The organism is Hamadaea tsunoensis DSM 44101 (genome assembly GCF_000428945.1).
Taxonomy (GTDB): domain Bacteria; phylum Actinomycetota; class Actinomycetes; order Mycobacteriales; family Micromonosporaceae; genus Hamadaea; species Hamadaea tsunoensis.
Map to the genome: position 1 here is coordinate 180,387 of NZ_AUAX01000014.1, position 26,931 is coordinate 207,317.

General features: G+C 68.4%; 16 protein-coding genes. 5 read left to right on the forward strand and 11 right to left on the reverse strand.

Annotated elements, in window-relative coordinates; all coding sequences use genetic code 11:
* Window positions 1-36 precede the first annotated feature (36 nt).
* A complete protein-coding gene (locus G401_RS0120215; protein ID WP_157545946.1) occupies window positions 37-381 on the forward strand; it encodes a hypothetical protein in 345 nt (114 codons plus the stop codon).
* A 134-nt stretch (window positions 382-515) separates the two neighbouring features.
* Here the strand turns inward: G401_RS0120215 and G401_RS0120220 are convergent, their stop codons facing one another.
* The 4 genes from G401_RS0120220 to G401_RS0120235 form a co-directional block, all read right to left on the reverse strand.
* Window positions 516-1,454, reverse strand: coding sequence for a hypothetical protein (locus G401_RS0120220; protein ID WP_027343936.1), 939 nt, complete (start codon window positions 1,452-1,454; stop codon window positions 516-518).
* Between the two features lie 203 nt (window positions 1,455-1,657).
* Window positions 1,658-5,842, reverse strand: a complete 4,185-nt coding sequence (gene mobF, locus G401_RS47055) for a MobF family relaxase (protein ID WP_051366897.1) — start codon at window positions 5,840-5,842, stop codon at window positions 1,658-1,660.
* Window positions 5,843-6,900: 1,058 nt separating this feature from the next.
* Complete coding sequence (locus G401_RS0120230) at window positions 6,901-7,170, reverse strand: hypothetical protein (RefSeq protein WP_027343937.1); 270 nt, start codon at window positions 7,168-7,170, stop codon at window positions 6,901-6,903.
* Window positions 7,171-7,386: 216 nt separating this feature from the next.
* Window positions 7,387-8,106: an MmyB family transcriptional regulator gene (locus tag G401_RS0120235; protein WP_211240786.1), complete on the reverse strand. Its 720-nt coding sequence runs from the start codon at window positions 8,104-8,106 to the stop codon at window positions 7,387-7,389.
* Window positions 8,107-9,529: 1,423 nt separating this feature from the next.
* Between G401_RS0120235 and G401_RS0120245 the strand changes: the two genes are divergently transcribed.
* The gene (locus tag G401_RS0120245) at window positions 9,530-11,560 is read left to right on the forward strand and encodes a hypothetical protein (protein WP_027343939.1); all 2,031 of its coding nucleotides are present in this window, start codon (window positions 9,530-9,532) and stop codon (window positions 11,558-11,560) included.
* Between the two features lie 127 nt (window positions 11,561-11,687).
* Here G401_RS0120245 and G401_RS47060 read toward each other — a convergent pair whose 3' ends face one another.
* From G401_RS47060 to G401_RS47065, 3 genes are all read right to left on the reverse strand, one after another.
* Window positions 11,688-13,154 carry an ATP-dependent nuclease gene (locus tag G401_RS47060; protein ID WP_169734219.1) on the reverse strand — a complete coding sequence of 489 codons (1,467 nt, stop codon included), beginning with the start codon at window positions 13,152-13,154 and terminating at the stop codon, window positions 11,688-11,690.
* A 932-nt stretch (window positions 13,155-14,086) separates the two neighbouring features.
* Window positions 14,087-14,572 carry a hypothetical protein gene (locus tag G401_RS55975; protein WP_157545949.1) on the reverse strand — a complete coding sequence of 162 codons (486 nt, stop codon included), beginning with the start codon at window positions 14,570-14,572 and terminating at the stop codon, window positions 14,087-14,089.
* Between the two features lie 167 nt (window positions 14,573-14,739).
* Window positions 14,740-17,472: a LuxR family transcriptional regulator gene (locus G401_RS47065; RefSeq protein ID WP_051366899.1), complete on the reverse strand. Its 2,733-nt coding sequence runs from the start codon at window positions 17,470-17,472 to the stop codon at window positions 14,740-14,742.
* Between the two features lie 226 nt (window positions 17,473-17,698).
* Here G401_RS47065 and G401_RS58505 point away from each other — a divergent pair, with 226 nt between their 5' ends.
* Window positions 17,699-21,160, forward strand: a complete 3,462-nt coding sequence (locus G401_RS58505) for a M28 family peptidase (RefSeq protein WP_051366900.1) — start codon at window positions 17,699-17,701, stop codon at window positions 21,158-21,160.
* 152 nt (window positions 21,161-21,312) lie between these two features.
* Here G401_RS58505 and G401_RS53000 read toward each other — a convergent pair whose 3' ends face one another.
* The 4 genes from G401_RS53000 to G401_RS0120290 all read right to left on the reverse strand — a co-directional run bounded on the left by G401_RS53000 (window position 21,313) and on the right by G401_RS0120290 (window position 25,836).
* A complete protein-coding gene (locus G401_RS53000) occupies window positions 21,313-22,644 on the reverse strand; it encodes a site-specific integrase (RefSeq protein WP_144127971.1) in 1,332 nt (443 codons plus the stop codon).
* A 956-nt stretch (window positions 22,645-23,600) separates the two neighbouring features.
* On the reverse strand, window positions 23,601-23,927 hold the full coding sequence (locus tag G401_RS0120280; RefSeq protein WP_027343943.1) for a helix-turn-helix domain-containing protein: 327 nt from the start codon (window positions 23,925-23,927) through the stop codon (window positions 23,601-23,603).
* A complete protein-coding gene (locus tag G401_RS0120285) occupies window positions 23,924-25,042 on the reverse strand; it encodes a tyrosine-type recombinase/integrase (protein WP_027343944.1) in 1,119 nt (372 codons plus the stop codon). Before G401_RS0120285 ends, G401_RS0120280 begins: the two co-directional genes overlap by 4 nt.
* A gap of 74 nt (window positions 25,043-25,116) precedes the next feature.
* On the reverse strand, window positions 25,117-25,836 hold the full coding sequence (locus G401_RS0120290; RefSeq protein ID WP_027343945.1) for a hypothetical protein: 720 nt from the start codon (window positions 25,834-25,836) through the stop codon (window positions 25,117-25,119).
* Window positions 25,837-26,275: 439 nt separating this feature from the next.
* Here G401_RS0120290 and G401_RS55980 point away from each other — a divergent pair, with 439 nt between their 5' ends.
* Both G401_RS55980 and G401_RS55985 read left to right on the forward strand, forming a co-directional pair.
* A complete protein-coding gene (locus G401_RS55980; protein ID WP_157545952.1) occupies window positions 26,276-26,575 on the forward strand; it encodes a hypothetical protein in 300 nt (99 codons plus the stop codon).
* On the forward strand, window positions 26,575-26,928 hold the full coding sequence (locus tag G401_RS55985; RefSeq protein ID WP_157545956.1) for a hypothetical protein: 354 nt from the start codon (window positions 26,575-26,577) through the stop codon (window positions 26,926-26,928). The genes G401_RS55980 and G401_RS55985 overlap by 1 nt, the downstream gene beginning before the upstream one ends.
* Window positions 26,929-26,931 lie beyond the last annotated feature (3 nt).

Here is a 26,931-nt window from a genome sequence, read left to right on the forward strand (position 1 = left end):
AGGCCAGATGTCGCCCCGGCACCTTAGACTGGAGAAGTGGTGGACCTGCGCAAAGCCGTCGTGATTTCGCCGGACGTGATCGAGCAGGCAGCTGCCTCCGCTGTGGCGTGGCTTCCGCGGTCGGACAACCCTCAGTTCGTCAAAGGCGCTATCGCCGCGTACGCCTGGGTGTTGGGCCGGCTTCCATACGGGCCGGTCAGTCGGGCCGATGGACCAGCGACGGTTGAGGCGCTGCGTCGAGAGGACCGCCTGGCAGACGACGCGATCTACGGCCCGGTCGGCGACCCGCCGGTCGATCAGCGTTTCGCCGCCGGCGTGCAGAATGCCTTGATGTGGCTACGTGGTCTGGACGATGAACCACCGATCTCGATCGATCGCTAGGCGGTTTACAGTTTAGGCAGTTGGTCCGGGCGGCGACACAGCCCACGTGTCCCAGGTGAAGCCCGACCCCGCAATGCCGGCAATCGCGTACCGACGCGGGAAATGAATCAGCCGCATATCGTCGATCAGCGACCCTAGAACAGCTGCTTGCCTGCCTCGATCAACCCGGCGACGATCGGCGCGAGATGCGGCAACGCCAGCGATGCAGCGCCCTTTGCCAGCTCGTCAAGCACAGTCTGACCGAGCCGCCGAAGAATCCCCTCTCGTGGCGCGGGCGCGTCGAGCTCGCCGTGCAACTCCGATACAGCCTGCTCGATCCGAGCTAGCCGGTCGGACTCGATACCAACGGTCGGCAGGATCGCGTGAACGGACGCCAGCCAAGCAGCGATTTCCTGCCCGTTGAGCCCGTGGCTGATACCCACCGTTGCGTTGACCGTTCCCGAGTTATCCCGCCCGATCACCGCACCGATCGTTGCTCCCGGGCCGAAGTCGAACCGGTAGGTGTCACCGCCTCCGCCGTCGCGCTGCCCATGGCGCTGCCAGGCGACGATGTCACCATTCCAGTTCTCCAACACCCGCCGACCCAGGTGATGTAGCCGCAGACTCATGCCGGCCAGTCCTCGCTGCGCGATCACCAGGCGCTCTTCGGCCAGGTAGTCGGCCGCCTCATTGATCTCCGCCATGGTGAACGCCAAACCGTGCAAATGTGCGGAGGAATGGCCGAGAAAGGCACTCACGTGCTCGACGCCGCCATCATGCTCTGCGCTGGGTACCCATGCCAGCAACGCCGCCCGGCATGCGGTCGCCCGCGCGATTGGACTGTCGCGTTCCTGGCGAGCCTTGTTGACATAGTTTTGCCCACGAGAATTGATCTTTGCGAGCCCCAGAATGCCGTCGCCAGACCGCTGACCAATCTCGGTCACCAACGGCGAGAACAGATTGCCAATGCGCTCTCGCTCGTGGTCGTCCAGAGCCCGCACGAGCGGCAAGTCGCTGAACACAACCGCGCCTCGGGCGTCATGCATGGATTCCAAGATGGCCAGCTCAGTCGGAGTCAGAACCTCGTCGGTCATGATGTTCATTGTGTCTGACCTGGATGATCTCCGGTTCTCGGAGGTACGGCCTCCCTGGCCCGCCGCTCTCCATCCGGCTCCTTCGACGCCCAGGAATCGCTGAACTTGTGGTTCCCTCTCCCTCCTGGGGTGGTTCGGCATCGGACGTGCTCGCATGCCATTGGGCTCGCCGAGCCGACTGTCGCTGCAGTGAGGTGGAGTTCTCACGAGGTGCCTTCATAGCTCGTCTGTGTGTGTTCGACGCCGTGGCCATTCGCGGTTTCACGGGCGACGCGGCGGTCGGCTACCCGTGCTTTCGCCAGCGCGGCGCCAAGGTCGGTGGGGTACGCAATCGCAGCGCGACCGTCGGGAGTCGGCCGAGCAGAAGCCGTCGAAGCGCTGGAGGAAGCTGCGCGCTGACCGTTTGTATCCAGTCCCCGTCGTCGCAGTTCGATGACTGCGCGTTTCGCGGCCTGCCGATGGTGGTCAGTATGGGCGTGCCAGGCGGCGCGGGCCTCGTCGATCAGCGTCAGGTCGCGAGTGGTTGCGAAGAGTTGGTTGGCGGTACGCAGGTGCTCGTCTGCCTGGGCGTACAACTGCCGCCGCTGATGCTCCTCACCGTTGATCGCGGCTTCGGCTCGTTTGAGGTGAGCTTCTTGTTCGTGCCATCGGGCCAGGCCGGACTGGTCGCGAAGGCCATCGGCGACCCACGCGGGCGCCCACTCTTGCTGGCGGGTGTAGGTCTCGACAGCGGCGACCAGCGCCGGCACGGTCATTGTCGTTTCGGCTGCCAGGTCGTTCGGTTCGCCGAGAGCGCGCCAGGCGGCGAACCATGCCGCGCGTGCTTCGGGTAGTCCGGGCTTGGGGCAGCCGCCGATCGGGTCGGTGTCATCGGTGATCTGGTACTGCTCGCGGAATCCGGCGATGACACCGGCGCGGCGGATCCACTCCCGGCGGCCGTGTTCGTTGTCGGGGATGGGGCCGAGTCGTGTGGACCATGTCGGGGGTCGGGCTGCGGCTTCGCCGCCGAGCAGGGTGCAACGGGCGTCCATCGCGGCGGCGACTGCGACGGCGTACTGGCTGATCGGGTCGCGGGCGGTAGGGGTTCGCGCCGTCCAGGTGTCGCCGGTCGGGAGTAGCCGGTCGCCGTGCCGGGCCGTGATGCGGTGGTGGAGCACCTTGGCCACGGATTCGGCGGTCCACAGTTCGCGTTCGGTGGCGGCGTCGTCGAGGAGGCGGCGCGGGTCGTGGCCGGCCAGTTCGGCGCCGCGTACCAGCCGCCACAATGAGGTGACCGCTTCATCGGCCAGCAGTTGCGTGGCGAGCCGGGGATCGAGGTGTGAGTCGGCGGTGAGGTCGTCGACGATCGCCCAGTAGCGGGCTTCCACGGCCAGCGCGTTGGCTTCGGCCCAACGTGACCCGAGGACGGGCAGCGAGCCGGCTGCTTCGGCGAGTTGTTCCCGCAGGTCGACTGCGGCGAGGTCGGGCTGGTCGCGTTGCACGACGGCGGCAAGGATCTGTCCGGCGGACGGCCGCATGTCCTTGCGGCGTGCGGCGTCGGTGGGCTCTGGACCGGTCGGCGCGAGTTCGGTGAGCGTGTCCGTGGCGACGTGTGCGACGGATCGCACCCGGCCGCGGGTCATGGCGACGTAGAAGGCGTTGGTGTCGGTGCGGCTGGTGATGATGGGGTAGCAGGTGTCCACGGTGCTGCCCTGGGCGGAGTGCACGGTGACCGCGTAGCCGAGGGTGACGTGGTGGGCGACGTAGGCAGCGGGGAGATCGAGTTCGGGTCCGAGTTCGCGTTGGCCGTTGTGGTGGCCGGTGATCCGGCGTACGCGCAGCCCGCCGTCGTCGAGGAGGCTGGTGACCTGCCACATGTCGCGGTTGATGACGGCGCGGCCGTAGGAATCGGTGATGCGCCAGTCATTGCGGCGGGTCTGGATGATGTCACCGACGCCAGCGACGGTGTCTTCGGCGTCACGGTGATGCAGTTCGACTCCGTCGGCGCTGACCCGGCCCAGATCGACCAGTTGGGTGCGCAGCCGCGCGGACAGCTCGGCGGCTTGTTCGCCGGTGCCGACGACGAGCAGCGACTGGTAGCCGCCGAGGGTGTCAGCGAGCCACGCGCGGGCGGCGAGACGGCCAGCGTTCTCGGCGCTGCCACCGTCGACGATGCGGCCGTGGCGCTCGTAGACGGACAGCACGTTCGGGTCGGCGTCGCGCAGGCGTAGTGATGCAGCCCGTTCCCACGGCGCGGCGAATCGGCGTACCTCGTCGAGGGTGAAGGTTCGGCCGTGGTTGGTCATGAGGCGGAACGCGCCGCCGGCGCCGACGGCGCCGAGTTGGCGTTCGTCACCGACCACGATGAGCCGAGCACCGGCGTGCGCGCAGCGGGCGACGATGGCGGCGACTTGGCTCGTGGACGACATGCTGGCTTCGTCGAGCACGACGAGGTCGCCGGGCTGTAGGCGGGCCGCCAGATCGGGGCTGTTGGTGGAGCCCGCGTCGAGGCGGGCTTGGCGTTGCAGCCACCGGTCGACGTTGTCGGTTCGGGTGAAGCCTTCCTCGGCGAGCACAGCGGCGGCGCGCTGCCCGGTGGCCAGGCCGATCACCGACCGGCTTGTGTGGTGTTGCCACAGCTGGGCGGTCATGCCCATGACGAAGCTCTTGCCGGTCCCGGCCGGGCCGACCACGGTGACGACCGGTTCGGTGGCGGTGAGCAGGCCGCGGATGACGGTGGCCTGGTCGGCGCCGAGTTCGGTGCCCTGCTCGGCAAGGCGGGCCAGCGCGGCGTCGACGTCGGCCGGGGCGATCGTGAGAGCGCCAGCCCGTCGGGCGACGGCCCGTACCAGGCTCTCCTCGGCGGCGATGTGGCCGCGGGTGGCGTACACGGTCTCGGCGGGTGCCTCGAACACCGATCGGCCGTCGTTCAGGCGCAGTTCGGTGGGTACCTCGATCAGGTCCGGGGCATTGAGCCGAAGGACCACATCGTCGGTCGCGGGCATGTCGGGGTTGAGTGCTCTGTCGGCGAGTTCGTCGAGCAGCCGGACGACTTGGACCGCGCCGAGCCCACCGAGGCAGGCGGGTAGGTGGCTGTTTAGGGCGCGGATGAGGTCGAAGCGGGTCCAGCTCGCCTTGGTGGCCTGCACCTGCTCGACCGCTTGGGCGATCACCTCCGCCGGAGAAAAAGCGTCGGGTTGCAGCTCGTCGACCCGATCAGGCACTTCGGCGGCGATCTGGGCCAGGCTCTCGTCGACAGTCGAGCGCAGTTGGCGCTCCCATCGGTCCAGGCGGTCGGTCAGGCTTTCCTTGTGGCGCTTCTTCGGTGCTCGGGTTGCCTTCGACGCCTCGCGGGCAAGCTGCGATAGTTCGAGAGCGTTGGGTGGCCGGCTCCGGCGTTGCTCGAACCGGGCAACGAGATCTTTGACCGCGGTGGTGACGTCGCGACGGCGGCGGGAAAACAGCCGCCGCGCCGGTACGGACACACCGACCAGCTCCAGGGTGTGGCCATCTTCGGACCAGCGGACCTGCACGCCGAGGGTTTTGATGGCTTGCTCGGTCATCACCCGTTCGGCGATCGCACCGGCGGCGCCGCGCATGCGATGGATGGCCCGTGAGTCGAGCGTGCGCCAGCGTCCGTCTGCGCACTCGACGCGGTTGAGGACGGCGTTGTGGATGTGCAGGTGCATGTCTTCTGCACGGCTCGTGTGTTGCAGGAACGACGCGACGACCCACGCGTGCGCGTCGATCCACCGCCCGACCGAGCCGCCGGTCGGTGTGCGTGCACCGTGGTATCCCGCACGCGAGAAGCCGGCGTGATCTTGCAGGTATTCGAGCGCGGCGGTGTTGCCCGCCCAGATTGCACGCTCCAAGAGTTCGATCTTGCGTGTCCAGTCGCCGGGAGTGCGTGCACGGCCGTCGGCATGTGCACGGTCCTCTTGTGTACGAACCTCTTGTGCACGTAGCGCAGTGTGCAAGATCGAAAACGACTTCGGTACGCCGAACGTGAGATCAAGGAACGCCACCGGCGTGCGTGCACGCCGCTCGGATGCGCGCTTCAGCTCCTCGACGCGCTCGGGTTCTGCGTCGGGCTCACGGGCCAGCGCCTCAGCCAACAGTTCCTCGGCCGTCGCGTACTTGCGTGGCGGTCGGCCCAGCCGTGCGGCATGCCGCCAGCCGCGCCGGCCGTCGCGGAAGGCGGGGTCGCGCGGGTCGACGAAGTGGACGTAGACGCCTTCCATGTCCTGCTCGTCGACCGGTCCGATCAGGCCCAGGGGTGCGGTCCCGCGACCTTGCCAGATGCCGGGTGGCTCGCCGCGGCCGACCTCGCGGGTGTAGTAGTTCTCGCCGCCGTTGGCGACCTCGCCGGTGAGGTAGCGCGGGTTGTAGCCGGTCGCGATCGAGAGCATCTGTGCCACCTCCTCGCAGGTAGCAGCGCCTTCGGGGTTTACGTACATACGTTAACGAGGTAAGTGTACACACGTAAAACCGCCATCATCATTTGAATGCCTAGGCGTGAGGCAGGTTGAGGGTGATGGTCATGGATGTAAGGGGGTGGGTGATGGAGGAGGAACGGCAGGCGGGGGGGGGGGGGGGTGAGTGATGGCGTGGTGAGGTCGGAGCTGGTGGAAGGGATGTGGGGTGTCTACCGCGCTGTTCACCCGGCCGGCGGCGAAGCGTTGGCCGGGTGAGCCTGGCGTACATAGGTGGAGGTAGTGCGGCCGACCGGCGGGCCTGGCGGGACTGGAGCCGCGGGCGGGGTCGTCGAGGTGCGGCGCTGGCTGGCACCGCCTTGCCGCGAAGCTGAGGCTGGATGCCGATACGCGCGAGGCTGTGAGCGATCTTGCGCGCAAGATTCCGGTGGCGTTGTCACGTAGTCGTGCGTGCACGGGTAAGTACTGCGCGTGCACGCGTGGGGCGACGGGTCGTGGGTGCGCAGACCGACGGCGTCGACGAATGTGCACGCACGGGAGATGCGGAGTGTATGCGGCGGCCGGCGGTGCCGAACCGTGTGTGCGCACGCGTGGCGCTGAGTGCGCGCACGGGTCGGCGCCGACGATGTGGCGTATGAGGTCGTGCGTGCTCGCAAAGGGTGAGTGCGTGCACGCGTCGACGGGCTGCATCTGCCGACACTTATCGCCTCGGTCGGCCGGGAGACTGGCGCCGAGGTTGTGCACCGCCGAGTCGCAAGGTTGGCGCGTCGGCCGGCGATGCGTGCACGCGTCCGTCGGCGAACTGGGATCGAGCGACGGGAGTGCGAAATCGCGTGGTGCAGCGAATGGCAGGTGTCCGCTGATCGAGTAGTCGCGGAGACTTGGGTGGGGATGCACGGTGCTGGCGGCACCGGGCGCTTTCCCGGTGAGCGTTAAGGCGCAGTGGAGCCCGCGACCGATCGGTCGCGGGCTCCACTGTCGGTCGGTGATTTCAGGTCGTCCTGCGGGGCCGTGGGTGCGGCCGCCGGTGTCGGTCACTCATCGAGGTCGCTGTTGTCGTCGAGGTGGTCGGCGAACGCGCAGAGGTCGGCGTGGTTGTCGTGGGCGAATTCGTGGCAGCAGCGGCAGTTGTCGTTGTCTCGATAGATGCCGCGGGTTGGCACCTCCATCCCGATCACGATTGCGCGGTCGCCTGGGAATTCCCCGACCGCCCCCGGCGCGGCGCCGGTCGGCCGCCCGGCGTACGCCCGACCGTCGCCGATCTCGATGCCGTTCTCGCCGACCACGGCGCCGGCGCCGGCCACCTCACCGCCGCTGAGATCGCCGCTCTACTGGCCAACCGACTCGGTGTTGCCGTGTCACCGCGGACCGCCCAACGGCTTCGGGCCGCCGCGAAGGCAGAGTTCAACGACTGATCGTCAACCAGGGCTGCGTCATCCGCGAGACCAGGATGCACCTGCCAGCCGGTCCCCGGCGTCATCGGCTGGCAGGTGACACCGGGACGCTGTCGGGAACGACCGTCACACGTCGTACGCGACGGAATCGGGTATGAAGCCCGCGACCGGAACATACTCCCGAACGACCAACGCCGGCGCCCCCGCCGAGCGCATGACCACAACCTGCACCGTCGTCGCCGCAGGCGCACCGGGAATCCAGATCTGCCGCCGGTCGCCGTCTTCCACGAACTCGCAGCGCGTCGCTGCGTCCCACAGCTCGTGCAGGAAGCTGCTCGACTCGACAACCTGTTCGACGAGTTGCTGGAGGACGCGGTCGGCCGGACGCTCAATGAGGGCGGCTCGCAGCTGGGCCACGAGCGCCGGAGCGTGCACGTCCTCCCACTCCACGAGCTGTTCACGGGTCTTCGGGTCCGTCAGCATCAGCAGCATCAGGTTGTCGAACCGAGCAGCGGAGGCAAACCACCGCTGGAACGCCGGGTTTGATGCCACCACCTGCCAGTAGGGATCCGTAATGACCGCAGCCCAAGGGAACGCCGCCAACGTCGCGACCAACACGTCAGAGCCGACATACGCACGCTCCAGATCCCCGGCAAGCACGCCGGGGCGCAAACGTGAGCTTGTCGCGCGGTGCTTGACCAGCAGAAATAGCGTCATGCGCTCGTTGTCGCTGAGCCGGAGCACAGTCGAGACGCGGTCGAGGACCGTGTCGGTGTAGACCCGCGACAGATTGCCGCGTTCAAGGCCGCCATACCACGTCGGTGTCACGCCTACCAGAGCGGCCACGTCTTCCTGGCTCAGGCACGCATTCCGCCGGCCGTGGGACGAGGGGAGCCCCGGGAAGTCCGCCACGGTCGTCTTACGGCGAGCACTCAGCAGCAAGGCACTCACTGCTCTGGATGGAAAGTCGTCGAATCGTGATCTCTGCTTCCTGCCGTTGCTGTCCACTACCAACCCCCGAATGCACGGTCGGACGCCAATCGACCAACCGATGCTGCCCCAACACATTGCCCACGTGCGCCACGACGGCAAAGGCCGATCACTGGCATACAACGGCCGCCCCCGGGCCGCGAGCGAAGGACGACCACGCTATGCCACTACCCCTCCCATGATCAAGGGCATATGCGGCGCCGACGGCCTGCGGCAGAAGGGTGATCCTATGAAGTGGACCTACAACGCCCGCACAGGCGAAGAACATCGAGTTGATCCGGCGGTCCCGCCCAGCCCCCCGGGGGCGACTTCCATGCGCAACCTGCTCGCTCTCAGCCGAGTGCTGGCTGAGCCAGGTCACAGCTAAGAGGTGTGGCCATACAACTTCGCCTCTATGACAGCAGTGTCATGGAGGCTCGCGAGCAGCACCGTGGTGGCTGGAGGCGTCTCATCGGCGACTCCGCCGCAGGATTCGCAGAAGAATCCGGAACGCACGGACCGGAAGTCCGCTCGATACGCATGTGGGGCGCCAGGCAGCGAACCTGACGCCCCACCTTTCGCGCATCCCGGGTCGTGCCCGACCAGTACGCCATGGTCGGGCAGCTGTGTGCCGACGAGCCCAGGTGGCTTGATGCCGCTCTCGTCCGGCTGGGTTTCCCCGATGGCATCGCCAGCCTCACCACCTGGACTCGGCGAGTCCAGGCAGCGCGACTAGCGCACAGCGACGGTCTCCGATGGGTCTCTACCTGCCCTAGCCCTTCCGATCGGCGCTCGATGCGGAGCCGGACCGATTCATGGCGGAGGGGTCAACCCTCTGACCGACTCGAGGTCGGCCGCCACCCTGCGTGGGTCGTTACGGGGTGGTACGCGGTTGGCTCCTGTGTGCGGTGGTCAGTAGTTGATCAAGATGGTGCGCGTCGGAGGAGGCGTCGGAGGTCGTAGGACTTGCCGGCGGCGTTAGCCGCATTGTGGATCATCGTTCGCCGAGAATCCAGCCGGCGACGGCCCGCGTGATGCCGGTGGCGATGCCGCGAACGATGGCTAGTACGACCTGCATGCGGGTGCTCGGGGTTTTGTCTGCGCTGTTGCTGGACATTGCGTGCTCCGGTTGGTCGAAGAGACAGGAACCGAGCCGGCCGGCTGGTGGCTCCTTTGTCCTCCGCGGGGAGGTTCACGACGAGTTCTCCGCCGGTTACGGTGAACGTTCGCCGAGGTAGAAGTGGGTAAATTCGGGTCCGGTCCGGTCTCCGGTCCGGACCCGTACGGCAAGGAGGAAGCGGTGAGCGGTGCGGATAACGTCGCCGGTCAATTCGAGGCGGAGCTTGTGCGGCTTTATGACGCCGCTGGTCACCCATCGCAGGCGGAGTTGATCCGGCAGGCGGCCAAGCAGCCACGCCCCCTTCGTCTGAAGCCGCAGTCGGTCAGCGATTGGCTGGGCGGTCGCGCGATCCCCGACGACGACAACGTGGTTAGGTTCCTAGTCGCGTACCTGCAGGCGATCGCGAAGCGCCAATCCGGGTACCAGCCACCGCGCTTCCAGGACTGGCGCAGTCTCGCCGAGGCCAGCCGGACGGCGAAGCGATCCGGCGCGCCGGCCCGGGGGCGGACTCCCACCCGCCTGCTCACAACCGTGTCGACCTGGCCCTTGGTGCGAGAGCTGGGACCGCTAGAGATGGGCGTGCATCCGGCCGCGTACCTGCCATCGTCGACGTCCCCGCTGGCGCTTTGGCTTGAGGCAAGGTCCCAGGCACGGACCGTGCCGGCCTACGTCCCGCGTGACCACGATCGGGAACTCGCGGAGGCGCTGGACGCGGTCCGCCGCCGCGGTTCCGGCGTGGTCTTGGTAGTCGGCCGCTCCTGCACTGGCAAGTCCCGTTCGGCCTGGCAGGCGGTCTCGGCGGCGTTCAGTGGCTGGTTCCTGGTTGACGTGCGCGATCATCGGCAGCGCGAGCGCCTTGCGGCGGGTGACAGCCCCGTCGGCGACTGCATTCTGTGGCTCGACAATGCCCACCTGTCTGACGACGTTCCTGGCGTCGTGGCGGCAGCGATTGCTGCGCTTAACGCGCCCGCGACCGGCCAACGCATCGTGGTCGCCACCATGTGGCGCCAGCCTGAGCTCGACGGCCCGGGCCGCCCGCTGCGCGACTTGGCGAAGCTCGCCGGCGTACCAGTACACGTCGCCGAACGCTGGACCGCCCGCGAGGAAGACTTGGCTCGCACGCTCGCCGGCCCGGATGCGCTGCTAATGTCGGCATTGGCCCAGCCTGGCTACAGCCCGCCCCAGGTCCTCGCCGGCGCTAAGTGGGCGCTCGGTCTGTGGCGCACACCCCGCTTCCGTGAGACCACGGCTTTGCTCAATGCCGTGATCGACCTCGCCGGTGTGGGTGTCGGTATACCCGGCGGACCGCCGCTGACAGGCGCGCTGCTCGAACAGTGCACACCGCCCTACCTCTCGCGCCCACCGGACGACCGGGACTGGTACCAGCGAGCGCTCGACGAGGCGACGACGCCTCTAGAGGATGCCTTGCGGGCCTTGACCCCTCCCACAACTCCCGACGACGGCTACCGACTGTTCGATCCGCTGCTTGACTATGCGCGCCGCGAGCGGTGGCACGAGCTGCTTCCCGCCGCAGCCTGGGCCGCGCTCGCCGCGGCGGACTTAGGCCGCGAACATGCCCTCCGGCTCGCAGCAACGGCCCAGCACCGACTGTTGCTGCGCGAGGCGGCGGCAATCGAGCAGCGGGCAGCGTCGATGGCTCCCGCGCGATCGTCGGTACCCCCACGCTCCACGGCTCCCGAACCACGCGAAGCGGCTCCGACACCGCTCACCACTGCCACATCTACTGAGGCGGCGCTTTCCCAACCGACGACGGTTGACATGGTGGCCTCGGACGCCGAGCCGTCTATCCCGCGGCCGCTGAGGCTCAGCCTCACTAACACGGACCGCGGCCGGGCGGACCGCCTACTTGAAGCGGACGATCTCGAAGAGTTGCGGGCATTGGCTGTACGCTCCAACGATTCGTATATACGCCGCCGCCTAGCGAGACTTTACGAGCGACGCGGCGATCGCCGAAGCCTGCGAGAGTTGGCGACGTTTAGCAACCGTGGCGCCCGCCACTACGTTGAGCTGTTATGCGAGGAAGGCGATATCACCGAACTCCTGCGCTTGGCAGCTAGCGGCGAAGGCTTCGCTCTAAGGGCGCTCAATGGCTGGCAGATCACTGGCCTGAACGACACCGAACGGCAGCTCATCCTCACCGTCGGTCTGACCCCGGACGGGCGAGTCTGCGACCCGCCTGACGAGACCTGATGCTGCGCACTCCGACAGTATGGGCGTGTGCCCTCGGGCTGTTCAAGGGTTCCTAGCCCAATGTCGGAGTGTTGCTCTATCCCGGGCCTGACGAAGCGCCAGGCCCGGGGACCAAGTCCCGGTCGGGCTACGCGACGGCTTTGTTCACAGCCGAGGTAAGCGATGCCCAGGCGGTCTGCTCCGTGGTCGTCAGGTCCGACCAACCGTGTGTGCCGAGCCAGCGGAGGAACGCCTTGGCTAGCTTGTACTTGGAGAAGCCAGTGATCTCGGCGGTGAAGATGTCCACGATCGGCCGTCCGGACTGGGCTGCGGCCGTCGCGGTGACGTCCCAGCCGAGGTCGGTCTTTGCGATGCCGACGAGGGTTTCTCTCAGTAGGTCCTCGATTTCGGTCCGGGTGACCGGGCCCGAGTAGTGGTCCTTCGTGCGCAGGATCTCCTTGCTCCTGACCAGGCGGACCAGCTCATCCTGCGTCGCCGCCTGATCGCCGGCGGCGTCGGAATCCAGCAGGGCCGCCACTTTGAGCCTTTGCCCCCGCAGCAGCGCGCAGTAATAGACCACCTTGCTCGCGGATTGGGCGGGGGTGACCGCGATGTCGTCGCGCATTGTCGTGACGCCTGCCTCGCGCATCGCGCCGGCGACGCCTTCGAGCAGCCACATGTCGGTCAGGCCCTCACACACCAGATTGCGCTTCTGCCCGAACAGACTCTGGGCGAGTTCGTAGCCAAGCGCGGCCTGCAGCGGGTATATCGACCGGGGGTCGTCGACGACCAGAGTGGAGTGGACCTTGGTACCGGTCTGACGATCCTTCATCTCCACCACCCGCACCAGGTGCAACTCGTCGGTGCCAACCATGAACGGCGAGTGCGTGGTGTAGATGATCTGGTTGTCCTTCGCGAGCATGGAGACCGTCTTGCGGAACTGCTGCTGCTTGAGCGCGTGCAGGCTCAAGCCCGGCTCGTCCAGCAGCAGGATCGCATTATTGAGCTTGCCCTTGGCCTGCGCCCGGAACACGACGAAGAAGCTGACCAGCCAGCGGAAGCCGTCGCTGCGCTGGTCGAGTTCCACCTCGACGCCGAGGTCGTCCTGCACGACGACCTTGAGGTACTGGCCATCGGCAACGAAGTTGAGGGTGACCTGGTCGTCGTTCCACACCTCCCGCACCATCTTGGTCAGTGCGACGCTGGCCGCGTTGAGCCGGTAGTGCCGGTCGTCGAGCTGGGCCTGCCACTGATCGACCTGGGTCCGGTACGCCGCCATCGCGTTTTGGTCATGCTGGTTGGGCGGCAAGACCGGCGCCGGCAGCGCCGCGAGGTCGGACAGTTCTTTCGCGCTGAAGCCGAGCAGGTCAAGAAGGCACAGGTTGCCGAAGTCGTACTCCTGGTCCAACTCGTTCGTCGCCTGCCGCTGGGCCAGGTTAGCCAGATGGATCCGCGGCCGGACCGAGAAGATCTGCGAGAAGTAGACGAAGACCGGCGTGCGCTCGATCAGCGCCGTCCACGCCTTCGCATGCGTAGCTGGCGGAGCGTATATATTCGGAATCTGCGGTATTCCCTCGGCCTGCGCGCACAGGTCGCCCTCGCCTGGCTCACTCACGCCGCCTACGGCACCGGCGCGAACAGGCTGGCGCAGAGGCTCAGCGCGGCGTTCACTAGATGGGATATCTGCCGCTGGTATTCCAGGTCCCGTCCCGACCTCCGGCGTAAGGCTCACCTGCTTGATGCCCGGTCGCGAGATCGTGAGGAGTGCCCTGCTACGGCGGCCCGGGATCAGCGCCGCTATGACCTCCTGAAGACTGGACACAACGCGCCCTTTCGCCATCCACATGAGCGGACCGTGCTGGCGTCTGCGAGACCCGCGCTGCCGACGATAAAACCCGTGAGCACCGGGCGTCTCCGGATGCTGGGAATTGCGGTTGCGGTGGCCGGCGGGTAAGGCTTGCCGTCGCCAGAGCGCAGGCCGTGGCGTCCGCCGACGAGCAGCGGTCGGTCCTCGTCCGAGGACGACTTCACCCGGTTGCATATCGTGTCGAACTTGTGTCGGTCTCGGGCGAGGAAGGCGAAGCTTTGTTCAAGAGCCAACACGCTGCCGTCCTGAACGCCTCTGTCGGGCAGCGGCCAACGTGTATGCATCCGAGAATGCGGCCGGGTCAGTATGGTTGAGCAGCCTGGAGGCGCTGACATCGCCGCGAGCGGGACGATCATCACCACGGAGCCAAGGTCGCTGCCGGTGCGAGAGCGGACAGGGTGGTCATGTCCGGGCCCACCCAGTTGCCGGGCTCCTGGCTGTCGGCGGAGCTGGCACTCCGATCGGGTGCTTCCACGGAAGCACGCCGCCGCCGCGGCCGTAACTGTCGCGGCACGCCTGCCGGACGGGCGCGCCCGGCGGTGGCGCGATAGCCTTTGCCCTGGCTACCTGCATTGGAGGCACCCGAGCGGTCGGCTCGGCGCGCCGGTGGCGCACCCGGTGGCCGAGCCGGTCTAGGTTTCGGTCCATCGGGGCGGGCGGGCGGGCGGCGGTTCCGCCGATCAGTGCAGCGCCTCGAGGTCGTCGCCCGGGTGGTGGTAAACCGTTGCCGATGTTGGACGCGATGGCTTCGCGTACCCAGTCCGGGTCGCGGTGTCGTCGGCCGCCGACATCCACTGGGCGATGACGTCGACGCCCTCGGTGGGGCAACCCTGCGCCTGGCCGGGCAAGGCGACCGCGATCCACACGTCTTCGCCGAGCAGCTGCACGGTTTCCGGATGGCGCGCGGATTTTCGGCTCGGCGCCGATGCTGGAACTGTCGCCCAGGTCGTCGGCGTCGATGCCGTAGGCCGTTCCAGGTCGTGCATCCCGGCCAGGCCCGCCGTCAGGACCATCGCATGGTCGGGGTGCTGCTGGGCGGGGGTGAGCCGGCCCTCGACGAGGCTGCCGAACTCGGCCCACGCCGCTTGCGTGGCGTCGACACCATGTCGCGCAGCGTCGACCAGTCCATCCCGGCAGCCGGGCCGTCGACGACCACTGTCCAGCACCGGTGGCGGCCGCCCTTGCGCACAGTGTCGGCCTGCACGCGGCGTCGCGCGGTTGCCCTGCCGGGCTGCCGCCGCGGTGCCGACCAGCGCCGCGGTGAACGTGGCGGGGTGTGCGTGTCCCGGATCGGACGCGGGTTCCTCTGGGAGCCGTTGCGATAGGTCGTTATTTATGTGCCGGGGATGACAGCGTGTGCGAGTTGGATGCGCGAGTGGAGGCCGAGTTTCCGGTAGACGCGGGTGAGGTTCGCTTCGACTGTTTTGACGCTGATGGTGAGGGCTGTGGCGATGTCGCGGTTGCTCGCTCCGCTGGCGGCGAGCTCCGCGCAGCGCTGTTCGGCGGTGGTGAGGCGCGGGAGCGTGTCGCGGTGCGTGCGGGCGGGGTCCAGCCGGTGGAGGGTTCGGATGGCGGCTTCGTTCCAGGGGTGTGCCTGGTGGGTGTTGAAAAGCTCGGCGGCGCTCTGCGCGGCGGTGCGGGCGCTGGCGCGGCGGCGCCCGCGTCGTTCGGTGTGGCTGAGTGCCAGCAGGGTCCGGCCGCGTTCGATGGGCAGGTGGTGGAGGTGGTCGGCTGCGTCGGTGAGGCGCTGGGCGGCTGCGTTATAGTCGCCCAGGGTGGCGTCCAGGAGTGCCTGGGAGCGTTCGAGCGCGGGCAGGACGGAGCTTCTCCCCAGGTCGGTAGCGGTGCGCCGGGTTTCGGTCAGCAGGTCTCGGGCTTGGTCGAGGTGGCCGAGGCAGATGAGGGCTTCGGCGAGGTCGGCGTGCCAGGGCAGGACGGATGGGTCGCGGACCTGCTGCCGGGTCTCAAGTGTCCGGACCTCCTCCAGCGCTTGCAGGGCTTCTTTCGGATGGCCGGTGACCAGCAGAAGGTGTCCGAGGGCGAAGAGGTTCCGGGAGAGGAAGACCTTGTTGTCCTCCCGGCGGGCGGTGTCGGCCCCGCGGCGTGCGTGCGCGAGGGCGGAGTCGGTGTGCGAGGCGATGCCTTCGACGAGTGCGGAGGTGTAGCACGCCGGTCCGGGGTCCAGGCCAGCCCCGCCTGTCAGCGACTGGGCTCGGTCGGCGTAGTTCAGGGCACGTGCGCATCGTCCGGCGCGGATCTCGACTTCGGCGAGGCTGCGCAGGATGTCGACGGTGCCCTCGGCGTCTCCCGACCGCTCCGCTTCGACAAGCAGTGGCAGCAGGGCGTTGCGGGCTTCGTCCAGGTGGTCGTCGAAGAGGGCGTGGCGGGCACTGAGCTGTTCGGGTGTGGCGTTGACGGGGATGTGTGTGCTGCGTGGCAGGGACAGGGCGTGGCGGAGCGTTGTCTCGGCTTCGGGGTGGCCGAGGATGCGTTGGACGCGGGCCTGCATGGTGAGGGCCATGGCGGTGGTGGCGGTGTCGCCGGCGGTCCGGGCCAGGCTGGCGGCCTGGGCGGCCAGGGCGCATGCCCGGCCGGGGTTGCCTTCGTTGACGTTGGCCCAGATCGCCTGGCGGATGAGGATCTGCGCGGTCAGGTCCGGCTGGTCGGCCGCCTCGTGGAGTGCGTCGGCGAACAGTTCGCCGGCGCTGTGCAGGTGCTGTCCGCCTGAGTCGATCAGGGTGATGAGGGCGTTGACGCGTTGGGCGGGGCTGCTGTCGTGGTGCAGGACGAGGCGGACCGCGATCTGGCCGCGGAGCAGGTCGCCGCAGTGCGCGGCGTCGCGGACGGCGGTCAGCGCCCGTTCGGTGAGCAGATCGGTGTCGGCGTGCGGGGTGCGTTCGGCGGCGAGCAGCGACAGTTCGGCCGCTAGTGCGTGTTGTCCGCGCAGCCTGGCGCGGGCGGCGGCGCGGGCGGCGTGGTAGGCCGACTGCGGGTCGGTGGTGTCGGCTGCCAGCGTGGTGTGACGGTCCCGGCGGACGCTGTCGTGGCTGGCTTCGGCCAGGCGGGTGTGCAGGAGCCTGCGTGCGGCCGCTGGCGGCCGGGCCGCGAGTTCTGCGCCGATCGCGGCGGCGGTGAACCGGATCTTCCCGTCGGGCTGCCCGATGTCGATCAGTCCGGCTGCCTCGGCCTCGGCCAGGAGGCTCTCGGCGGCCGGACCGGCGAGGCGGCTCAGCAGTACGAGGTCGGGCTGATCGTCGAGCGCGGCGAATGTCAACAGGTGCTGGACGTCGGCCGACACGGTTCCCAGCCATTCGCCCACCAGTCTTCGGGCCGCCGAGGGGAGCAACGGGTCGCCTTCGGGACCCCGAGTGGCCGACATGTTCGCGGTACGGTCGTGGGCCCCGGCCAGTGCCAGGGCCAGGGCCGGGTTTCCGCCGCTGCGGGTGTGGGCCTGGGTGACCTGGTTGGCGGACAGCCGGTACGGCGACAGCAGGGCCGCGATCTGCTCGGCCGTCATCGCGGGGATGCGCACGGTGCATGGGTCCTCCCCGCACCAGTGGCCTGCGGCCCCGGGATGCCACGTGCGTTCGGCCGCGATGACGGGAAGGTTCGGGGCCATGCGCAGGGCCCAGCGCAAGATGGCCGCGCTGGCCGGGTCCAGCCACTGGGCGTTGTCCACCAGCAGCGTCAGGGGCGGTGTGTCGCGCAGCAGTGCGGCGGTCAGCCGGCGCAGCCGCAGGGCGGTCTTCGTGTGATCGACCGAGCCGGGCTCTGCGGCGTCGTCGAGCCCTGCCGCCAGCTTCTGGGCGCCAGGCTGGGGCTGCAGGGCGAGCGCGAGTTCGAGCAGTGCGGCGTGGGGGATCCGGCTGTCTTGCGGGCCTGGGGCCAGACGCACGACGGGCAGCTTCAGTTGCTGCCCGAGGACACCGGCTGCGGTGGTCTTGCCGATCCCGGGTGGCCCGAACAGCACGACCCGTCGGGTGCGGTACACCTCGGCCGGTATCACTGGCAGCAGGTTGCCAGGCGGCTCCTGGAACGCACTCGTCACCGTCGGGAAGTCTGCCATCGGATCATGATGCACCCGAGGTGCATTGTGCGCCAGGACAAGGGGTTGCCCTGATTTCGGCCAGCCTCCGCCTTGCCTAAGGTCGTCGCCAAAGCCGAGCTGTCACCGGCTGCCGGACACCCCGCTAACCCGGGTCCTGCGGCCACCCCCTTAACCCCAGCCCGGCGGAAGGATTGCGATGTATCGAAATAATGCTGCGGCGGCCGCTGCCGTGGTTCTGTTTGCAATGGGCGCCGTGACCGGGGTGGCCGCCCCGTCGACCGCGGCCACCCCGCCGCCTGCGCCCGCGGTGGCGCAGAGCCCGTTGTCGCTGGCGATCTCCGCGGCCGACCGGGCCGCCGACGGCGGTCACGACGCGCTGGCCAAAGGCCCCTTCGAGCAGTACGACCGGCGCATGGTGATCCCGTGGGTCGACGGGCTGTTCTCCATCGCCTACACACGCACCTACCGGGGCCTGCCGGTGGTCGGCGGCGACGCCGCCGTGCTCGCCGACGGCAAGGGTGCGATCCGGGCGATCTCCGCCGCCACCAAGACGAAGATCAACGTGTCGGTGGTGCCGACCGTCGCCGTCGACCGTGCCGAGCAGACCGCCAAGAGCCTGCTCGCGAAGGTCGACCGGGTCGAGTCGCGCACCCTGGTGGTGCACGTCAAGGACAGCACCGCCCGCCTCGCATGGGAGGTCGTCGTCGCCGGACGCACCGCCTCGGCGCCCAGCCACCTGCACGTCTTCGTGGACGCGCGCACCGGCCAGGTGCTGGCCAAGCAGGAGGACGCCGCGGCGGGCTCCGGCACCGGCAAGTGGAACGGGCCCAGTCCGCTGTCGATCACCACGTCGCAGTCGGGCAGCACCTACTACCTGCGCGACACCACCCGCTCCGGCCTGAACTGCCAGGACTACAGCACCAACACCGTCTTCTCCGGCCCGGACGACAGCTGGGGCAACGGAGTGGGCACCAACACCGAAACCGGCTGCGTCGACGCCCTGTACTCGGCGCAGAAGGAATGGGACATGCTGTCGGGCTGGCTGGGCCGCAACGGCCACAACGGCAACGGCGGCAGCTGGCCGATCAAGGTGGGCCTGAACGAGCAGAACGCCTACTGGGACGGCTCCACGATCACGATCGGTAAGAGCACCGCCGGCAACTGGATCTCGTCGATGGACGTGGTCGGCCACGAGTTCGGCCACGGCCTCGACCAGAACACCCCCGGCGGCACCAGCTCCGAGTCCGGACTCGGCGAGGGCACCGGCGACATCTTCGGCGCGCTGACCGAGGCCTACGCCAACCAGTCCAGCGCCTACGACGACCCGGACTACCTCGTCGGCGAGGAGATCGACCTCGTCGGCAACGGCCCGATCCGCAACATGTACAACCCGTCGCTGGTCAACGGCGACCCGAACTGCTACTCCTCGTCGATCCCGAACACCGAGGTGCACGCGGCCGCGGGCCCGCTCAACCACTGGTTCTACCTGCTCGCCGAGGGCAGCTCGCCCGGCGGCGGCAAGCCCAACAGCCCGATCTGCTCGGGCGGCCCGTCGTCGGTCACCGGCGTCGGCATCCAGTCCGCCGGCAAGGTCTTCTACGGCGGCATGCTGCTCAAGACCTCCGGCATGACCTACAAGAAGTACCGCACCGCGACCCTGACCGCCGCGAAGAACCTGGACTCCTCGTGCGTCCTGTTCAACCGGACCAAGGACGCGTGGAACGCGGTCACGGTCCCGGCCCAGACCGGCGACCCGACCTGCACCGCGACCAGCACCGACTTCTCGATGTCGATCAGCCCCACCTCGGGCGGCGTCAACGCGGGCTCCTCGGTGACCGCGACGGTCAACACCGCCACCGTCTCCGGCAGCGCGCAGACCGTGTCGCTGACCTCCTCCGGCGCCCCGTCCGGGGTCACCGTATCGTTCAGCCCGTCGTCGGTCACCTCGGGCGGCAGCTCCACGATGACGGTGGCGACCACGTCCGGCGCGGCCGCGGGCACGTACACCATCACCGTGACCGGCACCGGGTCGGTCACCCACACGGCCCAGTACACGCTGACGGTCAACGGCGGCACCCCCGGCGGCACCGCCCCGGACATCAGCGTGTCCAACGTGCAGGCGCACCTGACCCAGCTCAACACCATCGCCACCAACAACGGCGGCAACCGCCGCTCGACCGGCCAGGGCTACCTGCAGTCGGTGGCCTACGTCAAGGGCAAGCTGCAGACCGCCGGCTTCACCGTCACCGAGCAGCCCTGCACCTCCGGCTGTACCAGCGGTGCCGGCCCGAACCTGATCGCCGAGTGGCCCGGCGGCAACGCCGCCAATGTCTACATGTTCGGCGCGCACCTGGACAGCGTCTCGGCCGGTCCCGGCATCAACGACAACGGCTCCGGCTCGGCGGCGCTGCTCGAGGTCGCTCTCGCGCTGGCCGCGCAGAACCCGACCATGCTGAACAAGGTCCGCTTCGGCTGGTGGACCGACGAGGAGCAGGGCCTGCTCGGCTCGAAGTTCTACGTCAACTCCCTCACCAGCACCCAGCGGACCGCGATCAAGGCCTACTACAACTTCGACATGATCGCGTCGAAGAACGGTGGCTACTTCATCAACAACATCACGTCGGCCGCGTCGCAGCCGATGAAGGCGTACTGGGACACCCTCAGCCTCCAGCCGGAGGAGAACGTCGAGGGCCAGGGCCGCTCCGACGACTACTCGTTCCAGAACGCGGGCATCCCGACCTCCGGCTACGCGATGGGCGCCAGCGCGACCAAGACCTCGGCCCAGGCGTCGAAGTGGGGCGGCACCGCCGGTCAGGCGTACGACTCCTGCTACCACTCGTCCTGCGACACCACCAGCAACATCAACGCCACCGGCCTGGACCGGGCCGCCGACGGCATCGCCTACACGCTGTGGAACCGGGCCGTCGGCACGTCCACCCCGACCGACGACTTCTCGATCTCGGCCAGCCCCGCCTCGGGCACCGTGAACGCGGGGTCCAGCACCACGACCACCGTCGGCACCGCCACCACCTCGGGCAGCGCCCAGACGGTGAACCTGACCGCCAGCGGCGCCCCCACGGGCGTGACGGTCTCGTTCAGCCCGTCGTCGGTGACCTCCGGCAGCTCGTCGACCGCCACCATCACGGTCGGGGCGTCGGTGGCCGGCGGCACCTACACCATCACCGTCACCGGTTCGGGTTCGGCGACGCACAGCACCACGTACACGCTGACCGTGCCCGGCGGGCCGGGCGGCTGCACCGCGGCCCAGCTGATCCTCAACGGTGGGTTCGAGAGCGGCACCTCGCCGTGGACCGGCTCCACCGGCGCGATCGGCACCTCTATCGGGCAGGTGCCGCGCAGCGGCACCCGGTTCGCGTGGCTCAGCGGCTACGGCTACGCGGCGACCGACGCCATCAGCCAGACCGTCACCATCCCGTCGGGCTGCACCAGCGCGGTGCTGACCTACTGGCTGCACATCGACACCGACGAGTACGAGGCGCTGGCCTACGACGTGTTCACGATCAAGGCCAACGGCTCCACGGTGGCGACGCTGTCCAACGTGAACGCGGCGGCGGGCTACACCCAGCGCACCATCAACCTCGGCGCGTACGCCGGCCAGACGGTCACGCTGACCTTCACCGGCACCGAGGACGCCTACCTGCAGACCAGCTTCGTGCTGGACGACGTGACCCTGCAGGTCGGCTAAGTTCAACGGCAGGGTGGGGCGCTCGCCCCGCCCTGCCGCCTGTCCCGTTCCTCTGGTCACTGGTCCTCGGCCTGCAGCAGACGCCCGTGCGGCCCGGTGCGGGTCGTCAGCGGTCAACACACCACGGCTCGAGCCGGTTGTGTGGGAGGTGGTCATCGCTGTGACCGGCTCGCGGCCGACGCAGCGCGTTCGCCGACGAAGGGGAGCCAGTCCCGCCTGGCGTAGCGCGTCCATCTGATCGCAGCCGTGATGCTGATCCCGAGGATCTTGCTCAATACCGGCGCGGGCAGGTCCTCAGCCAAGCTGATCAGTGCGGAGTTGCGCGCACGGCGAATTCGGATTCCGTGCTGGCGGAGTCTTTGGCACAGGGCGGCTGCCGAGATGGGCCGACCCGCCAGGCGACCGGGAAACAGCCACGGGGTGCCGGGCACAGCGCGCCCGACCAGCGACGAGGTGCGCGCTGCGGACGCGGCTTGCGTGATCAGGGCGGCGACGGCGGGCGGCAGCTGCGTACGATGTTCCTTGACCTGCAGGAAGTGCTTGCCGCCGCTGGTGGTGACATTGTCGGTGGTCAGGGTCGCGATGAACGTGACCGGCAAGCCGTAGATCAGCAGCAGCGACGCGGCCGTCCGGACGTCGACGGAGATCGTCGTGTCGTGCAGGAGGCGGTCGAGCAGCGCCCACCTCTGGTCTTCGGTCATGGACAGGTCGGGCCCAGACGGGGTGATCGCGGCGACGGACAGCTTCTGGGCCAGTCCTCTCCGGCTGGCCCATGTGAGGAAGTCGCCGAGAAGCCGCCGATTGAGGCCGCCGTCCTCTATCCATGTGTCGACGTGTGCCTGGCGAGCCCGCTCGAGGGTGAGGTCGGTCGTGTCGAGCCAACGCAGGAACGTCAGAGCTGTGGAGACTTTGAGGCGGGCGTTGCGGGCGCTGGCGGCGGTGAACCGGGTCCTGTCCGCGCGCAGCCTGGCACGCCTCAGTACCGACCAGTTGCCGTAGGCGCGCAACACCTGCCGGTGATGCGCGGGTGCGGTGGCCAGCGTCCGGCTCAGCCAGGGAGCCAGCCGCTCGAGTTGCTCGTCGCGGCGGGGCAGGACACCGGCGTGGACGAGCATCTCACGTAGTGCGGCAGCGGCTTGCTGCCGCGTTGCGGCATCGAGGGCCTCATGCGTGATAGCGCAACCGGATCGCACGAGGTCACGTAGCAGTGCCGCACTGCCGTCACCACGCTCGACCCATGCCAGCACCGAACGCGGCCGATGCGCTGCGGCAAGCGCCGCCAGCAGCGGCGTGAGCTCCGCCGGAACAGATCCGTCGGGCCTGCGGAACTGGTCTTCCAGCTTTGATCGCGCGACGCACCGGACGCATTCGCCGTGCCGGTATCGTTCCTCGGCTTGCCCGCAGGTACGGCATGTGTAGTCGATCGTGGTACCGGCGCACGGCCCGCACACGTCGCGGCCTCGGAAGTCGGCCGCGACGAGCACGCGTACTTTGCCGCAGGAAGGGCAAGGCGACGGGTTGGCGCGGGCGTGGCGGTAACAGTGGCGGCAGACCCCACCTATGGGCCAACGGGCGGCGGGCTGGCAGCTTGTGCCGCACCGGGCACATGGCGTGGCTCGTCTCGGCCGGCACGACACGCATAGCGGCCGCGCCGTGGCCACGAAGGCACAGGGTCGAAGCCGCTTGCAACCAGCACACTCCACCACGGGTTGCCGGTTGCAGCGCCGGCACAGGTCCGGGCCGCCGTCGCGACCGCGCACGGAAATCCGCCCCGTCCGGCCGCAGCGGCCGCAACGGCGCGGCTGCCGCCCGCCGCGCTCGTAGCAGGGCGGGCACAACGGCCCGTCCGGCCCGCGACGTGCGACCTTATCGACCCGCCCACACTCAGCACAGATGTGGACCGGCTTGCCATGGCACGTGCTGCACAGCGGCGACCCATCCGGAAGTCGACCGTTGACCCGCCGGGCTCGACCGCATCGCGAACACGGCTCGTGCCGACGCGGATCCCGGTCACGGCATGGATGGCACAGCGGACCTTCCGGCTCGATCACGGCTACGGGTCGGGTCTGCCCGCACCGCGCGCACGGGCGGGCCCGTGCCTTGGCCGCGCAGCTCTGGCACACGCGACCACGACCGCCGCGCCCAGGCAGATGCGTCCGCCGCAGGCCGCACTCGGCGCACACCGGCACCCGTACTGGATGGCCCTCGCCCTCCAGCAGCACCAGAAGCCGAAACGCGCCCGGTGGCGTGTCCGACGATGCCGACACCAGGACGTCGAGCCCGCGCTGCAGAAACGCGTCGAGCTCTCGTAGACCGCGGCGCTTGTCCGCGTTGGCCGCCGCGACCAGCCGGACGGCGTCAACCTGGGCCAGGCCGGGCAGGCAGGCACTGAGCCGGTCGAGCACCCGCTGGCGCATCGCGCCAACGAGTGCCTCCTTGGTCATTCGGCTGCCGGTCGACGAATGGCGGTCCGCCGCACTGGCGGCGGACCGGACCGGTCGACCTCGTCCACCGCCTTACGCACCGCAGCCTGCACCGGCTGCACTTCGATCAGGTCGTTGGGCGTGCAGCCGAGGATGTCGCACAACGCCGCCAGGGTGTCCATGCTGAGCCGCTGCGGAGGCTGGGTCACCAGCCGGAAAACCTGCTCACGGGACAAGTCAACGCCGCGCTCGGCCAGCAGCGGCACCAGCTCCGTCGTGGCGTACATGCCCTTCTCCGCCATCCGCAGCCGCAGATGCCATGCGATGGCAAGTCCGCTGGTCACAACGCCTCCCACAGATTCGGTCCGCGTGTCTGCAGAGCACGGGTCAACAGCCGGTTGCGGTACTCGTCGGACACCCCGGTGTACAACGCGGTGGTGGAGGCGTAGGCGTGGCCGGCCTGCTCCTGCACGAACCGCTCGGGATACCCGAACTCGATCAAGTGCGTGACGTAGGAGTGCCGCAGGCAGTGCAGGTCCAGTGCCGGGTCCAGGCCGGCCGCCTCCCGGGCGGCGACGAACGCGTCGTTGAGGCTGCGCCACGACACCCGCTCATGGCGCTCGTTGACCCACAACGCGGCGTGGCCGGCAGGCTGGAACCTGGGCCGCACCTCGTCCAGCCACTGCTGCAGCACCGCGACGATCCAGTCCATCTCCGGCACCAGCAACACCGTGCGGCGCTTGGGCGGACTGCCCCGCGACGACTTGCCCCAGCGCACCAGCGCAGCGCCGAACTGGCCGAAGTCCGGCACCCGCGGATTGCGACGAAGATCGGCCAGATCCAGACCCCACGCCTCGCGGCGCCGAAGACCGAACGCATACACCGTCTTGAGCATCGCCGAGTCCCGCTGCGCAGCCAGGCCACCTTTGCGGCCCCGGGACCTGATCACCTCGACCCGCCCATCTGCGGCATCGAACAACGCCTGGACCTCGTCATAGGTCAGCGGGCGCCGACCCGGCCGGCCCTCGTACTCTGAGACGTGCGCGATGGTGTTCCACTCGCCCAGAACCTGCCGCGGAGCACGCCCGAACCGCTCCTCGCACAGCTGCTGCCACTCGTAGCGCGGATCGGTGACGTATTCCAAGAACAACTGGATGCCGTTGAGGTACGCCCTGGCCGTCGAGTACACGATTGGCTTCGGGCCACCCCGCAGGTGATCGACGAACGCCTCGACCTCTGCTGCGCTCCACTCCCACGGGTACTGATTGGCAAAACGCGACAGCCGCCTCACCAGGTCCACGCGTCGCCGGATGGTCTCCGCCTTCAAAAACCGCACCCGCTGCTGCCGTGACCAGCCCTCCAGCATGGCCTCCAGCACCGCCGGCGCCGGATCGAGAAAGACAACTCCCGATGACGGCAACAGATTGGGGGCGACGGTCGAGGCGGCCAGCTCCTTCATGGTTGCATTAAACACAACATTGCGTCGTTAGTGACGGTATGACCCATTCGAGCCAGGCTAGCGGCGCGCCATGGTCACTCGAGCGGCTGATCCCAGTCGTCACCCGCCATGCGAAGCAGTTGCATCGGAAGCAACTCCGCTCGTATACCCTCCCAGCGCACGGCGTGACGGATGCGGTCAAACTGCTGCTCTGCCTTCTCGTCGTCCTCGTCCATGACCGGCAGCGCCGTCTCCAGCCAAGCGTCGAGCTTGGCGGCGAAGGTGCCGGTCAGGCGCCGGGCTCCGGCCACTCCCGTGATCAGCGGGTTCAAGGCGGCGACGACCGGTTCCCCGCCCTCCTGCTTCGACAGGTGCGCCTTGAGCCGGGTGATGCCCTTCTCGATGTCGGCGAAAGTACGCCAGCCAGCCACGCCGGGAAGCCACCACTTTCGCTGCTGATCGAGGTACCTCGTCACCTGCCACGTCTTGGCATTGGCGAACACCACTGGGTCGATGGCCTGCAATACGGCCAGATCGTCCGGCTCCAGCGTGAAGGTGGCAACAGCGACCTTCACATCGCTGGGATCGACAGCGCCCGTAGTGATCTCGGTGTACCGGGCGCGGGGATAGTCGCGCAGCGGGTCAAGCTCGCAGTCGGTTCCGTCGGGCAGGTTGACCGTCTGCAGTGCCTTGAGCAACGCGGTCTTACCCGCCTCGTTCGCGCCGACGGCGATCGTCTTGTCCGCCTCGACCTCCCACTCCGTGGAGTCGTTGACCGAGCGATAGTCACGGACATGTGCCTTGAGCAGCTTCAATGCGCCCTCCTCGGGCGAGAGAGGCCCAGGCCCGGCCGACAGGACGGCGAAGATCACAGCTTCGCGGCGATCGGCCGTCCAGGTGTGCTCAGCGGGGTATGGTCCTGACACCACATCAAGGAGTGGCCCCGGCGTTCGTCGCCCGTACGCGGCGCGTCCCGGGGTCCTTCTGTTTCTAACGCCGCTCAGAATAACTCCGTGTGCCGACAATCTGCGTACGAGTATCGACCCTCACCGAAATGATCATGTCCGATGTGGCGTTGAACTGGTAGAACGCCTCCGTCACGCACGCGACCTGTGTCGCGCCCCCGGTTGCGTACCGTAATCGTGGATCAGTCGCTTGCGACGGGCTTGGCGCTCGGCCCCACCGGGCCAGGGGCGCCCACAGGTACGTCTCGGTGGCGTAGGTCTTGGTCCTCATAGAAGTTAGCGTCCAACGATGCTGTTCAGCGTCACGATACTTGCGCCTCCGGCAGTGAGGCCGGCGAGGACCGCGGTGGCCCACGGCTGTCCGGCCAAGGCCGTGAGGGTGCCGACGGCGACGGCGATCAGCGCCGCTGTCGTGAGGATGAGCAAGGTGCGGACGCTCAGGAGTGCGCGCGGGCTTACCGGCCGCGACGGCGTTGCCTTTGTGGATGCGGTCACGGCACAGGACGCTATTGGATGTCGGGGCATTGTCGAACGGCTTCTGACCTGCGCTATTGGGTCCATTGATGTACATCGTGTCAACATTTGTTGATGGCGCGCCATCTTCCAGACCCATACCGGATCGTCGAGGGAACGACGTTACGGGTGGCCGTTCAGCGGCTCGCCGAGCGGGCGGCCCGAGAGCGCCGTGATACGACATTGCGGGCGCTGGCGGACCTGCGCGCAGCCGTCGAGTCGTGCATCGCGGCGGAGGTTCAAAGGCGAAGTCGCTACCCGAGCGAGGCTGAGGAACTACTTGACAGTGTGATGGGATTACCCATCTCGAAGCTCACCTGGCGCGAGATAGGTGACGATCTCGGCGTGTCAGCTCAGGCCGCCCATCGGCGGTACGGTGGGCGTGCCGATGACCCGAGCGGCCCCACGACAGAATCGGTCTCTGAATGATCA